24 protein-coding genes and 1 pseudogene are annotated in these 18,238 nt (G+C 63.8%); 16 read left to right on the top strand and 9 right to left on the bottom strand.

The features are described from left to right. Positions 1 to 128 precede the first annotated feature (128 nt). The 8 genes and pseudogenes from QMG56_RS19825 to QMG56_RS19860 form a co-directional block, all read left to right on the top strand. A pseudogene (locus QMG56_RS19825) lies at positions 129 to 449 on the top strand (zincin-like metallopeptidase domain-containing protein); the annotation flags it as partial. Between the two features lie 132 nt (positions 450 to 581). Continuing rightward, positions 582 to 1,217, top strand: a complete 636-nt coding sequence (locus QMG56_RS19830) for a hypothetical protein (RefSeq protein WP_281824359.1) — start codon at positions 582 to 584, stop codon at positions 1,215 to 1,217. Positions 1,218 to 1,242: 25 nt separating this feature from the next. Next, entirely contained in the window at positions 1,243 to 1,854 is a 612-nt protein-coding gene (locus tag QMG56_RS19835) for a DUF6927 domain-containing protein (protein WP_281824360.1), read from the top strand. Continuing rightward, positions 1,847 to 2,671, top strand: a complete 825-nt coding sequence (locus QMG56_RS19840; RefSeq protein ID WP_309298591.1) for a hypothetical protein — start codon at positions 1,847 to 1,849, stop codon at positions 2,669 to 2,671. The genes QMG56_RS19835 and QMG56_RS19840 overlap by 8 nt, the downstream gene beginning before the upstream one ends. 114 nt (positions 2,672 to 2,785) lie before the next feature. Next, entirely contained in the window at positions 2,786 to 3,232 is a 447-nt protein-coding gene (locus QMG56_RS19845; protein ID WP_281824361.1) for a hypothetical protein, read from the top strand. 244 nt (positions 3,233 to 3,476) lie between these two features. Further along, positions 3,477 to 4,424, top strand: coding sequence for a DUF2493 domain-containing protein (locus tag QMG56_RS19850; RefSeq protein WP_281824362.1), 948 nt, complete (start codon positions 3,477 to 3,479; stop codon positions 4,422 to 4,424). A gap of 223 nt (positions 4,425 to 4,647) precedes the next feature. Continuing rightward, positions 4,648 to 5,277: a hypothetical protein gene (locus QMG56_RS19855; RefSeq protein ID WP_281824363.1), complete on the top strand. Its 630-nt coding sequence runs from the start codon at positions 4,648 to 4,650 to the stop codon at positions 5,275 to 5,277. Positions 5,278 to 5,761: 484 nt separating this feature from the next. Further along, complete coding sequence (locus QMG56_RS19860) at positions 5,762 to 6,175, top strand: single-stranded DNA-binding protein (RefSeq protein ID WP_092959855.1); 414 nt, start codon at positions 5,762 to 5,764, stop codon at positions 6,173 to 6,175. Between the two features lie 131 nt (positions 6,176 to 6,306). On the opposite strand, the gene QMG56_RS19865 is transcribed toward QMG56_RS19860, so the two are convergent. From QMG56_RS19865 to QMG56_RS19880, 4 genes are all read right to left on the bottom strand, one after another. Then, entirely contained in the window at positions 6,307 to 6,735 is a 429-nt protein-coding gene (locus tag QMG56_RS19865; RefSeq protein WP_281824364.1) for a thermonuclease family protein, read from the bottom strand. A 28-nt stretch (positions 6,736 to 6,763) separates the two neighbouring features. After that, positions 6,764 to 6,988 carry a hypothetical protein gene (locus tag QMG56_RS19870; protein ID WP_092959851.1) on the bottom strand — a complete coding sequence of 75 codons (225 nt, stop codon included), beginning with the start codon at positions 6,986 to 6,988 and terminating at the stop codon, positions 6,764 to 6,766. 141 nt (positions 6,989 to 7,129) lie between these two features. Further along, on the bottom strand, positions 7,130 to 7,609 hold the full coding sequence (locus QMG56_RS19875) for an RES family NAD+ phosphorylase (RefSeq protein ID WP_281824365.1): 480 nt from the start codon (positions 7,607 to 7,609) through the stop codon (positions 7,130 to 7,132). Further along, complete coding sequence (locus QMG56_RS19880) at positions 7,606 to 8,040, bottom strand: antitoxin Xre-like helix-turn-helix domain-containing protein (protein ID WP_066609069.1); 435 nt, start codon at positions 8,038 to 8,040, stop codon at positions 7,606 to 7,608. The genes QMG56_RS19875 and QMG56_RS19880 overlap by 4 nt, the downstream gene beginning before the upstream one ends. Positions 8,041 to 8,331: 291 nt before the next feature. Between QMG56_RS19880 and QMG56_RS19885 the strand changes: the two genes are divergently transcribed. Both QMG56_RS19885 and QMG56_RS19890 read left to right on the top strand, forming a co-directional pair. Then, positions 8,332 to 8,496, top strand: a complete 165-nt coding sequence (locus QMG56_RS19885; RefSeq protein ID WP_183956164.1) for a hypothetical protein — start codon at positions 8,332 to 8,334, stop codon at positions 8,494 to 8,496. 111 nt (positions 8,497 to 8,607) lie between these two features. After that, positions 8,608 to 9,129 carry a hypothetical protein gene (locus QMG56_RS19890; RefSeq protein ID WP_281824366.1) on the top strand — a complete coding sequence of 174 codons (522 nt, stop codon included), beginning with the start codon at positions 8,608 to 8,610 and terminating at the stop codon, positions 9,127 to 9,129. Between the two features lie 141 nt (positions 9,130 to 9,270). On the opposite strand, the gene QMG56_RS19895 is transcribed toward QMG56_RS19890, so the two are convergent. After that, positions 9,271 to 9,648 (bottom strand): hypothetical protein, encoded by a 378-nt coding sequence (locus tag QMG56_RS19895; RefSeq protein ID WP_281824367.1) that lies wholly within the window; start codon positions 9,646 to 9,648, stop codon positions 9,271 to 9,273. A gap of 275 nt (positions 9,649 to 9,923) precedes the next feature. Between QMG56_RS19895 and QMG56_RS19900 the strand changes: the two genes are divergently transcribed. The 6 genes from QMG56_RS19900 (at position 9,924) to QMG56_RS19925 (ending at position 14,495) form a co-directional block, all read left to right on the top strand. After that, positions 9,924 to 10,319 carry a DUF3768 domain-containing protein gene (locus tag QMG56_RS19900; RefSeq protein ID WP_281824393.1) on the top strand — a complete coding sequence of 132 codons (396 nt, stop codon included), beginning with the start codon at positions 9,924 to 9,926 and terminating at the stop codon, positions 10,317 to 10,319. Between the two features lie 326 nt (positions 10,320 to 10,645). Beyond that, on the top strand, positions 10,646 to 10,825 hold the full coding sequence (locus QMG56_RS19905) for a hypothetical protein (RefSeq protein WP_281824368.1): 180 nt from the start codon (positions 10,646 to 10,648) through the stop codon (positions 10,823 to 10,825). A 13-nt stretch (positions 10,826 to 10,838) separates the two neighbouring features. Next, entirely contained in the window at positions 10,839 to 11,603 is a 765-nt protein-coding gene (locus tag QMG56_RS19910) for a ParA family protein (RefSeq protein WP_183956226.1), read from the top strand. Beyond that, a complete protein-coding gene (locus tag QMG56_RS19915) occupies positions 11,603 to 12,538 on the top strand; it encodes a ParB/RepB/Spo0J family partition protein (RefSeq protein WP_183956167.1) in 936 nt (311 codons plus the stop codon). Before QMG56_RS19910 ends, QMG56_RS19915 begins: the two co-directional genes overlap by 1 nt. A gap of 279 nt (positions 12,539 to 12,817) precedes the next feature. Continuing rightward, positions 12,818 to 13,369, top strand: a complete 552-nt coding sequence (locus QMG56_RS19920) for a hypothetical protein (RefSeq protein ID WP_281824369.1) — start codon at positions 12,818 to 12,820, stop codon at positions 13,367 to 13,369. After that, positions 13,362 to 14,495: a relaxase/mobilization nuclease domain-containing protein gene (locus tag QMG56_RS19925; protein WP_281824370.1), complete on the top strand. Its 1,134-nt coding sequence runs from the start codon at positions 13,362 to 13,364 to the stop codon at positions 14,493 to 14,495. Before QMG56_RS19920 ends, QMG56_RS19925 begins: the two co-directional genes overlap by 8 nt. 295 nt (positions 14,496 to 14,790) lie before the next feature. On the opposite strand, the gene QMG56_RS19930 is transcribed toward QMG56_RS19925, so the two are convergent. From QMG56_RS19930 to QMG56_RS19945, 4 genes are read right to left on the bottom strand one after another with little or no spacing between them, the layout of a single operon-like run. Next, a complete protein-coding gene (locus tag QMG56_RS19930; RefSeq protein WP_281824371.1) occupies positions 14,791 to 15,387 on the bottom strand; it encodes a DedA family protein in 597 nt (198 codons plus the stop codon). A 47-nt stretch (positions 15,388 to 15,434) separates the two neighbouring features. Further along, positions 15,435 to 16,214: a hypothetical protein gene (locus QMG56_RS19935; protein ID WP_281824372.1), complete on the bottom strand. Its 780-nt coding sequence runs from the start codon at positions 16,212 to 16,214 to the stop codon at positions 15,435 to 15,437. Then, the gene (locus tag QMG56_RS19940; protein ID WP_281824394.1) at positions 16,211 to 17,554 is read right to left on the bottom strand and encodes a HAMP domain-containing sensor histidine kinase; all 1,344 of its coding nucleotides are present in this window, start codon (positions 17,552 to 17,554) and stop codon (positions 16,211 to 16,213) included. Before QMG56_RS19940 ends, QMG56_RS19935 begins: the two co-directional genes overlap by 4 nt. Further along, on the bottom strand, positions 17,554 to 18,228 hold the full coding sequence (locus tag QMG56_RS19945) for a response regulator transcription factor (protein ID WP_281824373.1): 675 nt from the start codon (positions 18,226 to 18,228) through the stop codon (positions 17,554 to 17,556). Before QMG56_RS19945 ends, QMG56_RS19940 begins: the two co-directional genes overlap by 1 nt. Positions 18,229 to 18,238: the final 10 nt, after the last annotated feature.

An 18,238-nucleotide genomic window follows, 5' to 3' on the forward strand; every position in this document is an offset into this window, starting at 1 on the left:
CACGATTGCGACCGGACAGGGAGGGCCCTCGGGCCCTCCCTGTCCGGCAGAGAAGAGGGGGCTCGGATCATGTGTCCTGCTTGATTGGCAGAAGAGGACAGAAAGGACACGTTATGGATGGGACCTACCATGAGGCAGGGCATTGGACCGGCCATCCTGACCGGCTCAATCGAGAGTTCGGCAGGAAATTTGGCGACAACGCCTATGCGTTCGAAGAGCTTTGCGCCGAGATGACATCCGCCCTGCTCGGCGCGGATCTTGGCCTCCCGACCGCCCATATCGACGACCATGCAGCGTATATCGGTTCGTGGCTCGCGGTGCTGCGCAAGGATTCCCGCGCCATCATGACGGCTGCGGCAAAAGCCGAAGCGGCGGCCGCCTTTCTGCTCCGCGCAACTGGCCTCGCCACCTCGGACGAAGCCCAGGAACAGATTCGTGAAGCAGCATGATCGCGGCGATCGCCTGCCCCGACCCCGGCGCCTCCCGCCGGTTCGCCCTAGCGTTCCGCCGCCGCAAGGAGGGGGGAGGAGAGGACGCCTTCGGCCGTTTGAGCGCGTCAGAGCGCTCAGAAGGAGGCTCCCATGTTTTACGATACGCTCTACCGACACAATCAGGCCCTTTCCCCCGCCGGTCTGGACCATCTGCCGGCGGCACTCCACGCCCTCAACGCCGCCGTCGACGACTGTCAGCGTGCTGGCAAGCTAGTCGCCAGCGACGCGGCAACCCTTCTCCTCATCCGCCATCTGGCAGACGTTGCCGGACGCGATGCGCCCAGCGCGGCCGCCCTTCGCCTTCGTTGCGAAGCAGATCGCCTGGCGGTCGACGCCGCACCAGCGCTACTCGACATTGCTGGACAGAGCGTCGGCGGAAACTACCACGCCAAACGGACCTTCCACTATCAGGCGCGCCGCGCGCTTACACGTCTCGTGACGGCAATCGGCCTCGACGCGAACGACGCCCGTATCAACACCATCATGGGTGCCGACCACGAAGACGGCACGACGGAGCTGCGCCACGCGGATCTCGCCGTTCGCGTGGTCCCGCGCGGCTTTCTTCCGGACTGCGAGGTATCGATCAGTCGCTGTCGCGACGGGCAGGAGATCGGCAAGGCCCACCGCGCGCCGATCACCGAGTTACTCGACGTGGCCGCGTTCCAGCGCCGGCTTGCCAGCATGCTCGGCGATATCGGCGCGGTGCGTTTCGCGGCTGCCGCCTGAACCCCGCAATAGCAGGAGATCTCTCATGGGTTGGCTCTTCATGCGCGATATGGGTGGCTACGCCACTCCGCGCTCCTATCTCGACAACCAGTTCACCTATGCGCACGCAGACCATCGTCTCACGGTTCTCGCGTCTTCGATGGTCGGTTCGACCTATTACGCGGCGTGCGAACGGATCGAGGCATCCGGCGCTCGGGCCGTCTTCGCTGTCGTGTGCCTGACCAGACAAAGCACTGGCGCGCGCGATGGCTGCACGTTCGGCTACAAAGACATGACGGAAACGATGGGGCAGTGCGAAAGCGACTGCCCTGCTGCAATTCTCGATGAATTGACCGAGACCGACAGCGCCTACGCCTCCGAATGGCGCGCGCGCTGCCGTGCCAACCTGGTTCGCCGCAAGCTAGAACGCGCGAAGCCAGTCCCGAAGCCGGGACAGACCATCGTCTTCGACGAGTCCATCCGTTTCAATGACGGCGAGGATCGCGCCCGCTTCACGGTCATTGCCAATCCGAAGGGCAAGGCCCCGCTATTTCGCGATCCCATAACCGGCGCCGTGTGCCAGATTGCAAAGTTCAGGACGCGCGCATACCGGCTTATCAACCCGGCCATTGTCCCGAAGGACACGACCGATGGTTGAGCGCGCGCCGGTGATCGCGGCCTGGGGCGCGGGCGTCGATTCTACCGCCATGATCATCGAGCTCGTCGAACGAGGCGAGCCGATCGATATGGTGTTGTTCGCCGATACCGGTTCCGAGAAGACCGATACCTACGCCTTCATCCCGGTCTTTCGTCGTTGGATGGATCGTCACGATGTCGTCCGCTACGAACCACGAAATTTCAAGCATTGGCCGCCCTATGATAGCTTGGGCACCAACATGCTGACCAACGCCACCCTGCCGTCCAAGGCATTTGGGCGGGGGTCTTGCTCGCTCAAATGGAAGGTAGCGCCGCAGGACAAATGGACGGCGCAATGGGCACCCGCGATACGGTGCTGGGGAGAAGGCGGACGTGTCGTCAAACTGATCGGCTATGACTGTTCCAGTGCCGATCAGCGTCGCTACGCGCATGCCGAGGGATATGCCGACCCACGCTATGACTATCGTTATCCCCTTCGCGAACTGGGCTGGACCCGGGCGGATTGCATTGCACGCATTGAGCGTGCGGGCCTGCCTGTACCGCCCAAATCCTCCTGTTTCTTCTGTCCCGCGATGCGGCCGCACGAAGCGGATGCGCTCTCTAAGGATGAACTGCGCACCATCGTTCTGATGGAGGCTCGCGCAAAACCTCGCTTGCGCACGATCGATGGCCTCTGGCGCAAGCCCGTTGTCGGGCGAGGCGGGGCGACACCGAGACCGGGCAATATCACCGCCTATATCCGTCAGCACGGCCTTCTCTCGCCGAGCGAAGTTGATCGGATCGTGGCGGATGCACCGCTCGCGCTGGTCGCGTTCTAGACGGAGCAAGCCTGCAAGCCCGTCGAGCAGCGCATGTCGATGGCGCGCTGGCTCGACGCATTCCACCGTGGTCAGTCCGCAGGCTGACCCCCCTCACTAGCTACGGAGACTCTCATGGCCGATCGCGCTTCTGTCGCGATCCGCATTGGCGGATCGCTGTCCCCTGACCTCCTTCCCGGCTTTTGCGCTGCCGTCGAGAGCGACGGCGCCTTCACGGATTGGGAGGGCACCGCGTTCGACCCGGACGATCTCGATACGAGCGTTCCCCTGTACCTGGCCGACCATGAGGTCGCCTGGGGCCGGTTCGAGGCGATCGAGACTTTCTGTGTCGATCATGCGCTTGTTTTCGCCCGCTGGGCTGGCGGTGCTCCTGGGGCGTTCGGCCCGGAGCGGGTGGTCTTTGACGGCACGACCGTTCGGAGTTTCAGCGCGTCGGACGATGACGAGATCCTGATCTCGGCGGAAACGGTGCGCGGTCTCGGCAGCTACGCGGCGGTGCTGTCGCATCTAGCGGCGGCGGAATTGGAGATACCCCCGTTCCGGATCGACGGCGCAGGCTGAGGACAAAGCGAAAACCGGTCTGTGACGACACCTCCCCGCCAGAGGATGCTGCATATGGGCGCCCGCGAGGCGCTGGCAACCCGCGAACGGCGGGCCGAGTTGCCGTGTGCCACGGCTGCCTGCACCACCCCTTGTTCGCGAGTTTCCCTCGGCTGTGCCTCGGTGCCAGCCCCTCTTTTGCGAGCGCCCTGAGGATGCGCGTCCGGCGGAGAGGCCGCCGGCACAGACAGAAAGGCTCGCTATCATGTCCACATCGCTTGCAGCCGCACTCGCGGCACTGGAGCTAGGGCACCTCGAACCCCGCGCTGAAGACCTCAGTGGCATGGCGCCGCCACCACCCGAGGCTCTGGAGCAGACCGTTACCGCAATCTGGAGCGATCTCTTCACAACGATGAGCAACACGTCGATCGAGCGTGACATCGAAGATCTGGGCTGGGGGCTGGTGAACCTCTTCCACCGCGCCGCCGCCAAGAAACACGGGCTGGTCGACCGGTTGACCGACGACATTCGCTTGCTCCTCGCCGAACAGGACGGCTCCGAAATCAGCACGGCCAATCTGGAGGAAAAGATCGATCTCGCGAAGAAGGTCGAGGAATCCGCGGGTGCCTTCGAAATCATGCGCGATGTCGCCGCCGCGCACTATATCCGGGAAACCGGGAGATCGTGGGTGCCATCGTCCGGCAACCGCATTTCGCTCGGTGTCACCGCCGGGATCGTCGACGGCCACGCCTTCCTGCGGGCGCGCCGCGAGCGGGCTTTGAACGCCAACACCGCGCAGGGTACGCCCGTTGTGTTCGCCGGTGGCCGCCTCACCTTCGCCAACGACTTGGATATGAAGACGTTCGCCGACAACCTGCTGGCCACCCTCAACAAGGTTCGCGCCCATGTCGGCGACATGTATCTCGTACACGGCGGCGATATGAAGGGTATCGAACGGCTTGCAGCGTCCTGGGCCGAGCAGAATGGCATCCAGCAGGTGCGGTTCGGTCTCGATCGCAAGCTCGGAGATCGCGCCGGCTTCCGTCGCAACGAGCAGATGCTCTCGCTCAAGCCGAGATTCGTGATCGCCTTCCAGGGCAATGGCGTGACGGAGCGGCTTGTCATCGAAGCCAAGGCTCGGGGACTCCGGGTCGTTGATCGTCGCGGCCCATTGGGAAGCCCTCCTTCAGCTGCTCGTCGCGGTGCGGGCTGAAGCCGCGGGCCGCCGGTTTGCCGGCGGCCCTTTTTTGGCTCTGCTTACGGTTGTCCCATCGGAATTCCCACCAGCGAGAGGGGAGGGTGCCGAGGCGTGTTGGTTTGGCTGAATAGCGCCGGAATCCGTCGGCCGTGTCCGCAGCGTGGATCCATTTCAGTGTCCACCAGCCATCCGCGTTGCTCACGCCGCGCCGGCCGTCGCCTTGCCACAAATGAGAGAGATGATGATGCGCGATTTGCATGATGAGGAACTGCGCGCTCTGCTTGCGTTCCGACAGCGCCATGGGCGCTGCTGGAAGGCCGCGTTGCTGTTGCGCTGGTCGGCCGGCACCGACGCCGATGAACCCGGTTCGGCGCATTTGCGCCATCTGCGCAATATCGGAGGACCGCGCTGGCTGATCGGGCTATCGGCCGCCACGCTCGATGACGCTGCGCGGCGTTTCGCCGGAAATGTCGATCCGGTGCTGATCGACATTTTCATGGAGAATGCCACGGGCTTTGCCCGCGGCGCGTCGGCAAGCGTCGGGATCGCTCCGGCAAGCGCTGCGCATTCGCTGGCCATCGCGATCGAACTCAGCCTCAAAGCCTATCTGATGAAGGCGGGCTATGCCGACGACTGGAACCGCGTCCATATTCGGCATGATCTCGAAAAGGCCCTGGCGCTTGCGACGGAAGCAGGCCTGTCCGGCCTGCCTCTGGAATTGCCGGATCTCACAGCGATCCTTTCGCCGGCCTATAGTCACCACGAGATCGACGCGTTGTTCCGGGTCGGGGCGTCACCCTTCGATGTGGCCGACGCCTGTCTCTGCGTCGACCGTCTCCTTGCCGTGATCCGGGTGCAGATCGCGTAACCGGCCCCGCAACATCATCCGTGCGCGCACCACTCGAAAGGGATTTGCCAACCCGATTGAAGCCAGAGACGGTTTTCCGACTAAACCCGCCGGACGGCCATCATGTCTTCTTGTCGTAGGGGCCGCCGTTGCTGCGCTGCGAACGACAAGTCGAACTGGGAAAAGGGGCTGACCAACGGTGGTGGGGCTATCGGGCGTAGATTGCTGCGGTGATAGGGCAATGCTTCTGCAGCGGTTCCTGTGTTTATAGAACCAAAGCCACCATCCCTTCTTTTTGACCTGATCCCTAAGTCGGTCGTTCGGTGCTTCCAACCCGCTCCCCTTCGGGCCGAGTTGCCGTGTGCCACGGCTGCCCGCACCACCCCTTGTGTCGGGGTTCCCCTACGCCGCTTGCGCGCTCCGGTGGAAGCACCGCCCATGCCCGCCTTTTTCGGGGGTCAGTCGAAGGGACGGTCCCTTTGGCACCCAAAAAAGGAACCTCGACATGCAGAACCTCGTCATCCTCGCCGGCAATGTCGGCGCCACGCCGGAAGCCCGCACCACCCAGGGCGGCACCAAGATCACCCACTTCAGCCTCGCGACTTCGCGGCCCAAGCGGGACAGCAACGGCAAGGTCGTCAAGGACGACAATGGCCGCCGGATCGAAGATACCGAATGGCACCGGATCACCTGCTTCAACGGGGTCGGCAAGACCGTCGAGCAATATGTCGACAAAGGGATGAAGGTGATGGTGCGCGGTCGCATCCACTACACCCGCTGGACCGACAACGATAATATCGAGCGGTACGGCGTCGAGATCATCGCCGACGAGGTGACCTTCCTCACCCGCGCCAAGCCCGCGAGTGGCGACCAGGGCGGCAATGACAGCTCGGTGGATGACGACGAAATTCCCTTCTGAGACCGGCAAAGGTCCGGCGGCTCACGCCGCCGGGCCTTTTGGTGTTTTTCCTGTAGCCGGTTCGAGATCGAGGAAAGTTCGGAAAATGGATCTGGAAGGGCGCGGCTAGGAAATTGCCCTTCAGCGTCCTCTCAGCGGCAGTGGCCCGCCGCATAGCGGCTCCATCGCAGCACCGTGCCGGTCGCAATCATGGCGCAGCTGACATCGCCGATCGCTGGCGCGGCGCACCAGGCACCCGTCCGATCCCCTTTCGCATTGCCAGTTGATCGGCATTGGAGTCTCGGACCTGTGACAAGGATATGGCCTGTGGCGCTGCGCCCCTTCGCGCCGCCCAGCAACCGCACCAGCGTGTCGCGCGCGACAATCCCGCTGGCGCGCGGGCAGGGGTGTCCCGTGCGGCACGAGCCATCGATCTCCCGCGCCGCTATCCCAGCGAGCCGGATCCGTGGTCCCTCGCGACACCAGATCGGGCCATCGCCGTCCCAAACCCTGATCGGTGTGCAGGTGAACGACTGGCCGTCCTGCACGACCGCGACGGCCAGCAGAAATACAGCCAGCATCAGCGCTCAATCCGGAAGGTGGCGTGCGTCATGCTTCAGGGAAGAGCGGCAATGTATCTGACCTCGTGGCGGGCTCGTCGGCGAGGATGTCGTAGCAGCGCAACCGCATTGCCAGGTGTCGCGCCAACTCCGCCGTTGCCCGGCGTCGTGCAACGGTATCGCCACACCCAATATCGGTGACGAGGGCCGGTTCGGCCGTGGCGAGCGACACCTCGAGGTGGAGGGCCAGACTGTCTTCATCGACTCGGAGCATGGCCGCAGAATAGAACAAAGAACGAACATCTATCAAGTGTCGAGATCCAGCGAGCCATCCATTATTGCTTGGGTGGCGCCAGCCATGTCTGGACATCGCCCAGCGACCCCAACAGCGTGCTGATCGCCAAGCCCTTCGCGATCAGCCGTAGAGCCGGTCGTCCCACCAGATTGGTTCGGGCAGCTCGAAGCTGATTGTTTGCGCGTCGGGATGTGCTGGATTGATCAGGATGTTGCGTTCCACCCGCGCCGGGATCGAAGGCACCAGCAACAGCGCCGAGCGTTGCGCCGCGAACCACGCCTCGCCAAAGGCCTTGCAGATATCTTCGCGCTTGCCGTCCCACCCGGAGAATTTCGCGGTGGGGAAGACTTCGTAGCTGACGCCGTTGGGAATCGTGATGCGGATATAATGCTGGTTGGGCGGAATCACCGTGTTGGCATGGACGAGCTTTTCGAGCATCGCCGTCGAATAATGTTCTGACGTGTAGATGATCGGGCTGGCCGCGGTGTTCCACCGTCCCGGATAGAGCCGAGCGCCCTCGCTGTCATAGATCGGATGAGCGCCATCGGGATCGCCGATCCGAAAACAGGTCAGCACGCGATCGGTGATCTGGGCGCTCACGCCCCGCCGCCATACGCCGCCCGTCCCAGCAGGTTGATGACGACATCGGCTCCCGGACCCGTCGCCAGCGCCACGTCGAGCGGCGGCTTGTTGTCGAGCATGGGGTGCGCGCGGCCGAGAAAGTCGCGGACCTTGGCGGGATCCTTATAGATATCGAGTGCGAAGCTGAACACCTTGGCGATCCGCGCCAGCTTGTCGCCTTCCTCGCTGGTCAGGCGCTTGGACGCCGATTTCTTGCGGCGATCAAGCGTCGCCTTGGAAATCAGGCGGAACTTGAAGCGGCTGTCATTGGGCGCGACGGTGTCCGCGAGATGGTCGAGTGCGCCGACCGGCAGGCCTTCGAGAATCGAATAGCTCAGCCCCAGGCGCGTGTCGCCCTTGCGGGGCGCAACCCCAAGCAGGGTCTCGATCGTCACGGGCTGGCTCGCCATCTGCTGCTCCTGTCTCATCTGATACAGATATATGTCTCACGTGAGGCAAACACAAGCAACCGGTGATATCCGTCCGGTGGGGCCATGACCTCTTCTGGCCAGCAGTTCCACCCCGCTCTTTGAGGCGCAATCCTTGGTCCGGCGCGCGGCCTAATGCGATCAACCCGTAAAGGGTCCGGTCGCTTCGCTACGGCTTTTGGCCTGCGGCAAAAAGTGATCGCGGCCACCCTCCGAACACTTCGGGCGCCAGTCGAGCGGGGATGAACCCGCCGGCTTTCAAGGAGCCTCGACATGTTCACCGACATCAAGATCGCCCGCAGACACGCGCTCGGCCTCTCCAAGACCCTCATGATCGTAACGATGGTCATCGGGATCGGCAACCAGTTCGCCGTCATCACCGCCGACGACTTTGACGGCGACGTGGTCGTCATCAACGAATATGATCCCTTCGCGTGACACTTGCCGGGAGCCCCAGGGCTCCCGGCTCTGTCCAACATCAACGGGCATCGCGCGCTGCTTGCGCTCTCGGGCAACCGATTATCAACACGCGCGCGATACAAAGTTGGGATGAATGCCGAAACAAAGATTCTACCCCAAGGTGATGACGCATTGTGGAGCCGGGTGGTCCATGATGTGAACGCATGGCGCGGGGCCTGTCTGCAGTGTTTCTCCGCGGCCGAGGCTGGCGTGACCGAAACCTTGCTATCCTTGAGTACGGTGCCGGAGAAAGGTGCGGCCGTCCGTCTGCGCCATCTGACCGGGCAGCGGTTCGACGATATCGCGGCGGTCCTTGGTACGGAAGGGGCCTTTGCCGCTGAGGGAAAAGCGGCGTTCAAAGCGATTGAGGCTTTTCGTGCCCATGAGCGCCTTCGAACATTTCTGGCGCATGGAGTGGCAAAGATTGCGGTTGAGCGCACGGACAAGTGGATCGTGGTTTACCGTCAGGTCTCTATCCGTGCGCGGCAGCCCGAACGCACCATGCTTCTGGTCGAGGAAGCGGAAGGCCTTGAGATGCTCGCTGATATACGGCGGAAAAGCCAACAGCTCTGCTCAATTCTGGCAAACCTGCGACACCAGTTGGTGAAATAGATGCAGCACGCATCGCATATTGGAAATGAAGCAAGGACGTCGGCGGCTCCGGTTGCACCGGACCGGGCTCTAGGCTTGCGCCCCGAGCCCCGTGCCGGGTCTCGGCCCATGCGGGTAACGATCCCTGCCGTGGTCGCACTGTCAACAGCGCTCGGTTACGAGCGGCGCTGCGTTGTCGCTGAAAGGGGCTGGTCGACCAAGCGCAAGATGAGCTGGCGGGCATAGGCTCAGCCCGTCGCGCAGCGCCGCATCATCGACCAGAATGCGCCATGGTCCACCGTAGCGCCGGGCGGCCAGGTAGAAGGTCGCGCCATCGCACGCGACCATGCGGCATCGCTCCTGGCGATCGATCAACGACGCACTCCCGCCATAGCGGGCGACCAGTTCGTCCAGGTCGGCGCGCATCAGGGCGCCGCAGCGGCGGCACTGGGTACGAACCTGAATCTGCAGCCGATGCATCGCGCCGACGCTCGATGTCCAGTGCGGCCAAAGGGCAATGATCCGGGCGGTGTCTGTCATGATCGGAAGGATAGCGAAGCCCTCGCTCGCGCGTCCAGCAGCACGTCTGAAAAGTCGGCCATGCCGTTCCTTATTCCCTCTGACCGCCGCATCGACGTTCCCTTCCTGGCTTGGCGTCCTCGCCGCGGCACTTGCCAGCGCAAGCCCGGTGCCGGGCTTCTCCACATCCGTTGCGACCCTGTCGGGTGCGCGGGCGCGCTATGCCCCGGCGGTCCGGTCGCCTGTCGGAAGGCCCCGATCGGCGGGGTCTGACACAGCTTGGAAAGTCGAACGTCATGGCCGACCCCCAGAATGACAAAGCTCTATCCGCAGACCAGCGCATCGCGACCATCGCGCGGCTCAATGATGCCCTGCGCCAATTCATCCATAGCCCGGGCGTCAACCAGGTGGTCATGACCGCCGGTGTCGCCGACCTGATCGGCGACACCAGCCTGTTTCGCGGGTTTCAGCGCCGCGCGGAACTGCTGCGCACGGTGCGCGACTATGACGCCTTTGGTCCCGACGTCGATCCGCATGGAGAGCGTGATTTCGGTCGCTTCGAGTTCGCGGGCGAGGCCCTGTACTGGAAGATCGACTATTATGATCGCGCGCTGACGTACGGTTCGCCTGATCCGGCAGACCCCGATGTCACCATCCGCGTCCTGACGCTGCTTCTCACCCACGAATATTGAGCCATCATGGCCCCGACTCTGTCGGGGCCACCTTTTTATGGAAAGGATTCGCCGGTGCCGCGAGCGCGGATCGCCTTGCGCCACCCGGTTGCGCTCGGTGCCGGCCTGTCCAGATTTCCCATCTCTGGCGAGTGACCCCGGCCATCCCCCCGACCGGGGGGATAGCCGAAAAGTCTGCTTGAGCAGACTGTCGGCGGTGCCGCCTGACGTCCATTGGACCTTGTTCCCCGGCACGAGAGGGGAGGCTGCGCGGCGAGAGCGGCCGCGTTTTGCTGCGCGGTGAGGGGACCGATCGGTGTCCCTGGAACATGCCAAGGAGACTCGTTATGGCCGATTATTTTGCCCGTCATCCAGACCATGCGTTCGTGTTCGCATTCTGCTGCTTCGCGATCACCGTTTACCTGTTCCGCTATGTCGGACCCGGCATCGGCGGTGGTGGCGACTGGTCGTCGCGCGACCATTACGAGTGCAATCTGCGTGATGGTCCCCAAGACTATGAATCGTGAGGGTCCGGCGACCATGAAGACGATCGTCGTCAGCCTGCTGAAGGGCGGGGTCGGCAAGACCTTCCTCGCCACGCACCTCGCCTGGTATCTGGCCGAGCAAGGCGGCAATCGCGTCGCCTTTCTCGACCTTGATCCGCAGGGCAGTTCCACACGCCGGCTTGCCAGCGAGCGAACTGGATGGTTCTCGGCGGACCTGTTCGATCCCGAGGCGCGGCTCGAGCTTACCGATGCGCCCGGCATCACCGTCTTCGCCGCCGATCAGCGCCTGCAGATGGTCAAGGCGGCCGCGGATGTCCGCGATTTCCTCGGCCGGTTCCCTGCGCTTGGTGCTCATTTCGACCATTGCGTCATCGACACCGGTCCCAAATGGGACGAGCTGACCTTGAGCGCGATGGCGGTGGCCGACGCGGTGATTGGGCCGGTCCAAGTCGCCGAGGATTCGATCGAATGCGCCAAGATGCTGCTCACCGCGCTCAAAAAGGCTGAAGGGGCGAGAGGCGGGCGCAAGGTCGATTTTCTCGGGCTGTTGCCCTCGATGGTCAATCCGTTCGACCGCCGCGAAATGGACAATGCGGTCAAGCTTGCCCGCGCCGTTGGCGAGAAGCTGATGTTTCCCGCCTTCATCAAGGCGCGGCCGACCTACAAGCATTCGGCCGAACAGCATCATCCGGTCTGGCGTGAAACCGGCAGCGGCGCAAAAGCGGCGGCTGACGAAATTCGGCCGATCCTGGCGGAGATCGTGCGCCGGATGGACGTCCGCCATTTGAGTGCGGCGTGATGGGCAAGTTCGATCAGCGCGCCGAAGAGTTCGGGCTGCTTGTCGGTCTCCACGACAGCGCGCGGCGCGTCGAGGATCTGCCGCTCGACTGGATCATGGCCGATCCCGAAAATCCGCGCCGCGTGTTTGACGAGAAAGAGCTCGATGACCTGGCGGCTTCGATTGCTGCGCGCGGCGTCCTGCAGCCGATCATCGTCGCCCCGAAAAATGGCGACGGTCTTCACGTCATCCGCGTCGGCGAGCGGCGCTTTCGGGCATCGCGCCTTGCCGGGCGCGAGACCATCCCGGCGATCGTGATGGCGGTGGTGAACCGCGCCGACACGCTCGCCGATCAGATCGTCGAGAATGACCAGCGCGCAGGCCTCACCCCCCATGATCTGGCGACCGGGATCGAACGCATGCTGGGTGCCGGCGTCACTCAGGCGGAGATCGCCCGCGCGCTTGGCCGATCGAAGCAGTTCGTATCGCTCTATGCCGCCTGTGGCGACATGGCGCCCTGGCTGCGGGCCGCGATCGACCAGATGCCGATCCGGTTGCTCTACGACCTCCACCGGGCTGCCCGTACTCATGGCGACGCGGTGCGCGCCTATGTTGAGCGGCTTGGTGATGAAAGCGTGACCCTGGCCGAGGGTGGCCGGTTCATCGCGGGTCTTAAGGCATCCGAGGCTCTGCCGGATGCCCGTCTGCGCGATGTGTCCGCGCTCTCGGACGGGCAGGGCGCCGCGCGCGCCGCACCGAGCCGGCCGGTTCGTGCCGGTGCCGGTTTGCGGTCGATGTTCGAAACGGAGGTGCCGTCGCAGCCTCGGCTGCTCGATGCGGTTCGGGTGACGGTGGGTGGGCGCTCAGGACGTTTGATCCTGCCCGAGCGCGTTCGGGTGGCGTTCGACGACGGCGAGGAGGTCGAAGCGCCTGTTGCCGAGATCGCCATGGAGTAAACCATTGGCGGGGCAGGGCGGGGCGCTCACCCATTCACCCCTCACTCCGCGTCGAAACGATCGAGCTTTTCAGACAATTTTGACAGTCGTGCCCCTTTCTTCAGGGGTGCGGCTGTCTTCATTTTTGCAGGCGGAGGGAATTGGTTCGCTCGGAGATACTCTCTTTTCCCATCGAGGCCAGGTCGAGTTGGATACGTTGCTTGAAGAGGGGGGAGTCTGTTCAAGCAGACTCTAAGATGAGTGGTTTTAGGTGAGGGCCGGATAGGCTTGGCGCCGTCAATGTATGACAATAGTCTTGCGGACATGGCCGTCTTCAACGTCCGTCTGCCCGATGATCTCGCGGGGCGCTTCGATGCTAAGGCGACTGCGGCCGGCGGTCGCTCAGCGCTCCTGCGCAAGCTGATCGACGCTGCTCTTGAGGACGCCGGGGCCGCGACGGCACCGCCTCGGACGCGCACGACTGACCGGCTGCACCTTCGGCTCCTGCGCGAGGATATTGTTCAGCTCGATGCGGCGGCGGATGCGCGTGGCCTCAAACGGACCGAATGGCTGGTGATGCTGTTGCGCCGACGGTTGCACGCGACGTCGCCGCCGTCGCGCGCGGACCGGGTCGTGATCGCGCAGTCCTGGCGCGAACTCAACCGGATCGGCATCAATCTCAACCAGGCGGTCCATGCGCTGCATGCCGCGACCATGGTGGATTCGCGTCTCGACCTCGCGCGCGAGGCCGCGCGGGTCGCGTCCTTCCGGGACGAGGTGGCCGATCAGCTGCGCGTGCTTGGCCGCGCGCTCAAGGGTGACATGGCCTATTGGGATACCGCCGATGAATGAGGATGACGACGGCGTCCTGCCGCTCCCCAGTCTGATGGAAGCCTGGCGACCGCCGACCGGGGGCAAGCGCAGCCTGCGTGGGGGGACACTACGGATCCGTTCGGGTGGGAAGGGAAGGGGCGGGAGCATTGCCGCGCCGGTGCTGTCGCCTGCCGAGGCGCGGGCCAAGCTCGAGCGGATCGTGCGCAAGGCCCCCGAGGTCATGGTCAAGATCTCCGGCAGACAGCGTGGCGCCAGGCATCTTGCCGAGCATTTCGGCTATATCTCGCGGCACGGGAAGCTCGAAATCCGTAGCAGCGAGGGCGAGATCATCACCGATGAAAAGCAGTTGAAGGCGATTGCCGCCGACTGGGACATGCTCGACCAAGCGATGAACGCGCATGGGAAGGACCGTCCGACGTCGATGTCGATGGTCTTGTCGATGCCGGGTGGTACGACCGATGCCGCCACGATTCATGATGCCGTCCAGGCGTTCGCGCGGGTCGAGTTCGAAGGTCAGTTCAGCTATATGGTGGCGCTCCATACCGACACCGCTCACCCCCATGTTCATCTGACCGTCGCGACCCAGGGTGCGGACGGGACGCGGTTCAATCCGCGCAAGGCCGACCTTCATCACTGGCGCGAGAGCTTCGCCCATGAATTGCGACAGCGCGGCATCGCCGCCGAAGCGACGCCGCGCCGCGCGCGTGGCCATGTCCAGAAGCGGGTGCGTTCGTCCGCGCACCATCTGGAGGCCCGGACAGCGGGGCAGGGGAGGGACTTGGATCTCAACCGGCTGATTGAGGAGCGGGCGCAGGCGTTCGCACGGTCACAGAATCCGGAGCGGCGGGCGGAGGATGTGCTGGCGCTAGGCCGACAGAAGCAGATCCGGGGGGCCTATGCAGATGCCGCGGCCGCGCTGGCGGCGACAGGCAAGGCCGAGGATCGCGCGCTGGCCGAGGATATCGCAGGGTTCGTGGCCGATATGCCGGCGGCGGTGTCACGGCGACTGGCGCGGGCGCGGGAGATCATGATCGCCGATCGTAACCAAGCAGCGGATCGTCGCGATCGGGAAGAGAAGGACGAGGTAGTGCAACGACCTGACATTGACCGAGGTGCCCGTAAGGCACGTGATCGCGAGCGTTAGCACGAGACGTGGCAAGCAGATGGGAGGCAGAGGCAGCAAGTGTGACCGGATAACAATATGTACGACCGGCAACCGTATTCGGGGCAGTTGTCGACCAAGCCAAGTCGTTCACCAAGGTTGTAGCGAGTGTCCGGATCGGACAGGAGCCGTCATTCGGTTAGGAGCGACAATCGGCGCACGGTCCTTCATGGCCGGTGGAATGGCCGGACCTTGGGACTTTCCCGCCAGACAGCTTCCAAGATCGGAACGGTCGAAAGCCGCCGTTTCTCGGTGTCACAACCGTTCGGTTTTGACTTTAGGTGGCACGCCACGTCGCCACACGATAAAGATATGCGGCGACCACCAGCCCGACGATGATGTTGGTAGTCGGATTCAGGTAGGCGGCAACGATCCGGTATTGCCCTTCAAGAAGGTAGCCGGCCACTGCTAACAGTGTCGTCCAGAGCGCGGTCCCAAGCGTCGTGAACAGCAGAAAACGCGGTAGACTCATACCGAACACGCCTGCTGGTACCGAGATCAGCGTTCGCAGCGCGGGGACGAGCCGACCGAGCAACACGGCTTTACCGGAATGTCGATCGAACCAGCGGTCTACGCGGTCGATATCCCGTGGTGCAAGCGTCAGCCAGCGCCCGTGCCGTTCGGCCCAGCGCCGCAGCCGATCGGCATCAATCCACTTTCCAACATAGTACCAGAACAGCGCGCCCGCGACCGAGCCGCCCGCGCCGGCCATGATCACGCCCAACAGATTCAATCGCCCTTGCCCCGCGCCAAAACCGGCAGCGGGCATAATGATTTCGGAGGGGATTGGCGGAAACACATTTTCAAGAAACATCAGCGCGGCAATTCCAAGGTAGCCGGCTTCGTTAAGGAACTCGATTAGGCGATCGAACACAGGCAGTCTTTCAATGGTCGGGTGTCGTGGCGAGAAACCGGTTCAATTTACCCGGCCCCGTTCTCACCAGGATGTTGGCCTGCGCGTTGTGGCAGGATCAGGATAAGGGCCAGGATGGCCGCCGCGAGCACTGCCGAAGCAAGCGGACGGCTGAAATCGAGCCCGCCCTTTGCGATCGGCTTGTCGAGGAAATCGCCTACGGCCGCGCCGAGCGGCCGGGTCAGGATGAACGCTGCCCAGAACAGGAATATCCGGCTTGCCTTCGTCCAGAAGTAGAGGCCGGCGAGTACCGCCAGCATCGCGCTGAAGATCGCCGCTGCACCAAGATAGCCGAGGCCCCCGGTGTCCGCTGTCCAGTCGCCGAGCGCCGTGCCGAGCGTCTGCGAAAAGGTGATGGTGAGCCAGTAGAACAGCTCCGCCTTGGGTTCCCGCACGGTATCGACCGAGATCGAGCCCAGGGTGCGATACCAGGCGAACAGGGACGCCAGCACGCATACGAACAGCAGGGTCGAACCTCCGGGATAACCGATGCCCAACGACCGTGTGGCGAAATCCGCCATCGTCGTTCCCGCGGTGGTCGATGCGATGATCGTCGACCAATAGAGAAAGGGGTGGAAGCGCGTCGCCGCCACCTGCCACCAGACCAGCGCGATCAACGCCGTCAGGAAAATCGCGGTGCCGACAAGATAGCCCAGGTTCATCGACATGCTGACGGTATCGCCGGCTGTTTCGCCGAGCGTCGTCGCCAGAATCTTGATGATCCAGAAGCCCAGCGTGATCGCCGGCACCTTGCTCAGAAGTTCGCGCCTGTCGCCGATTGTCATCATGTTTTCCCAACTGGTAGTTCAACGACAACCCCAAATCCGGGCGGCGCGAGCAGCGAAACCGCGCCCCTGTGCGCGGTCGCGACCGCAGCGACGAGTGCAAGCCCCAGACCATGACCTTCCGACGATCGGCTACGTTCCGCGCGCGCGAACCGCTGAAACAGCCGGGACGCATCTTCGGGTGCTACTCCGTGTCCATCATCGGCGACCGTCAAGCGAGCAACGGCGTCATCACGCTCCAGCTCGACGCGAACCGTCGTCCCAGGGGGGGTGTGGCGAAGCGCGTTGTCGAGGAGATTGGTGACAAGCTGTTGCAGCAACCGTCGATCGCCCGTCGTCCGGATCGCGGGTGCAATCGCTGTGACGAGCAGATGGCCGCTTGCTTCCATATCGGGGCGGTAGGTGTCTACCAGTTCCTCAACCAGTTGATCCAGCGCCACGTCCTGAAAATGGGTGCGAGGTGACAATGCTTCCACCTCCGCGATGCGCAGCAATGCTCCGAAAATATCGAGCAGTTCGCGTGATTGTGCGGCAGCGGCCTCGATCGCCTGGCGTTTCTCGTCCACGTCCCGTGCCGATAGCGCTTCATCGAGCCGGTTATGCAGGCGGGTCAGCGGCGTGCGCAGGTCGTGGGCTACGTCGCTCGACACCTGGCGCAGGTTGTCCATCAGTCCGCCGATCCGGTCGAGCATCCGGTTGAGCGTCGCCGACACGCGATCAAACTCGTCACCCGCGCCGGTGAGCGGCATACGTCGCGCCAGATCGCCGTCGATGATCGCGAGGGCGGTGCGGTCGATGTGCGCTAGGCGCGCGCGTGTCACCGCACCCACCAGCCAGGCCCCGCCGATGCCGAGCAGCAGCATGACGCTGAATGCGCCCGCGAACAGCTTGAGCAGCGTCGCATCCATCTCGTCGATCACTTCGCGATCGGCCGCGACGACCAACCGGCTGTTGTCAGGCAATCGGGTGGTCAGGGCTTGTGCGATCCGGTGTTCGCCGTCCCGCCGGTAATGCAGCAATTCCAGATAACCCGGCGCGGTCGGGGCGGTCGCGTCGAGCGACCCCGCCACGCGGCGACCCACTGGGTCGACCAGCAGGTACTCCAGACTGGCGGTGCTTCGCGCCGCCTCGCGCCGGCGGATTGCCGTCGCAACGCCCGTAGGACCGTCATCGCCTTCGTCGATCAGCGCGCGGGTTTCGATCGCGACCCGGTGATCGAGCTGGATCTCGAGCGCTTCATGCGTCACCTCATAGGCGACGACCCCGATGATAAGCGTCCCCAGCGCGAAGAGGGACGCGACGAGGGCGACAAGCCCGAAGGTGGATCGCCACGGGCGGGTCATCACGCGCCGCGGATCATGTAGCCAGCGCCGCGCACGGTCTCGATCGCATCATCTTCGAACCCGACGTTGAGCTTGGAGCGCAGGCGGCTCAAGTGCGTCTCGACGATGTTCGTCTTGGGATCGAAATCGAAATCCCAGACCCGCTCCAGCAGCATCGTGCGCGTCATGACCCGGCGAGGATTGCGCATCAGCTCGGCGAGCAACGCGAACTCGCGCGGTTGCAGCACGATCCGGCGACCGTCACGGGTAACGACGCGCCGATGAAAATCCAGTTCGATCCCACCGATGACAAGCACGCTCGCCTCGGTCTGGGCAGCCGGACGCCGCCCGAGCGCATGAACGCGCGCGGCCAGCTCGGAAAAGGCGAACGGCTTGACGAGATAATCGTCGGCTCCGCCTTCCAGTCCTTCGACGCGATCAGCGATGCCGCCCACGGCAGTGAGCATGAGAGCCGGCGTCATGTTACCCGCCGCGCGCAGCGCCTTGATAAGCGACAGGCCATCCAGACCAGGCAGCATCCGATCGACGATCAGCGCGTCAAATTGGTCGCCAGTCGCCTGAAACAGTCCGTCCCGACCATCGGTGCTCGTGACGACATGATGGCCCAGCTCCGCAAGCCCGCGGGCCACGAAGCGGTTGGTCTCGTCATCATCTTCCACGATCAGGATTCGCATGGCTGCCCTT

The sequence above is a fragment of the Sphingobium sp. BS19 genome (genome assembly GCF_027925545.1).
Lineage (GTDB): Bacteria > Pseudomonadota > Alphaproteobacteria > Sphingomonadales > Sphingomonadaceae > Sphingobium.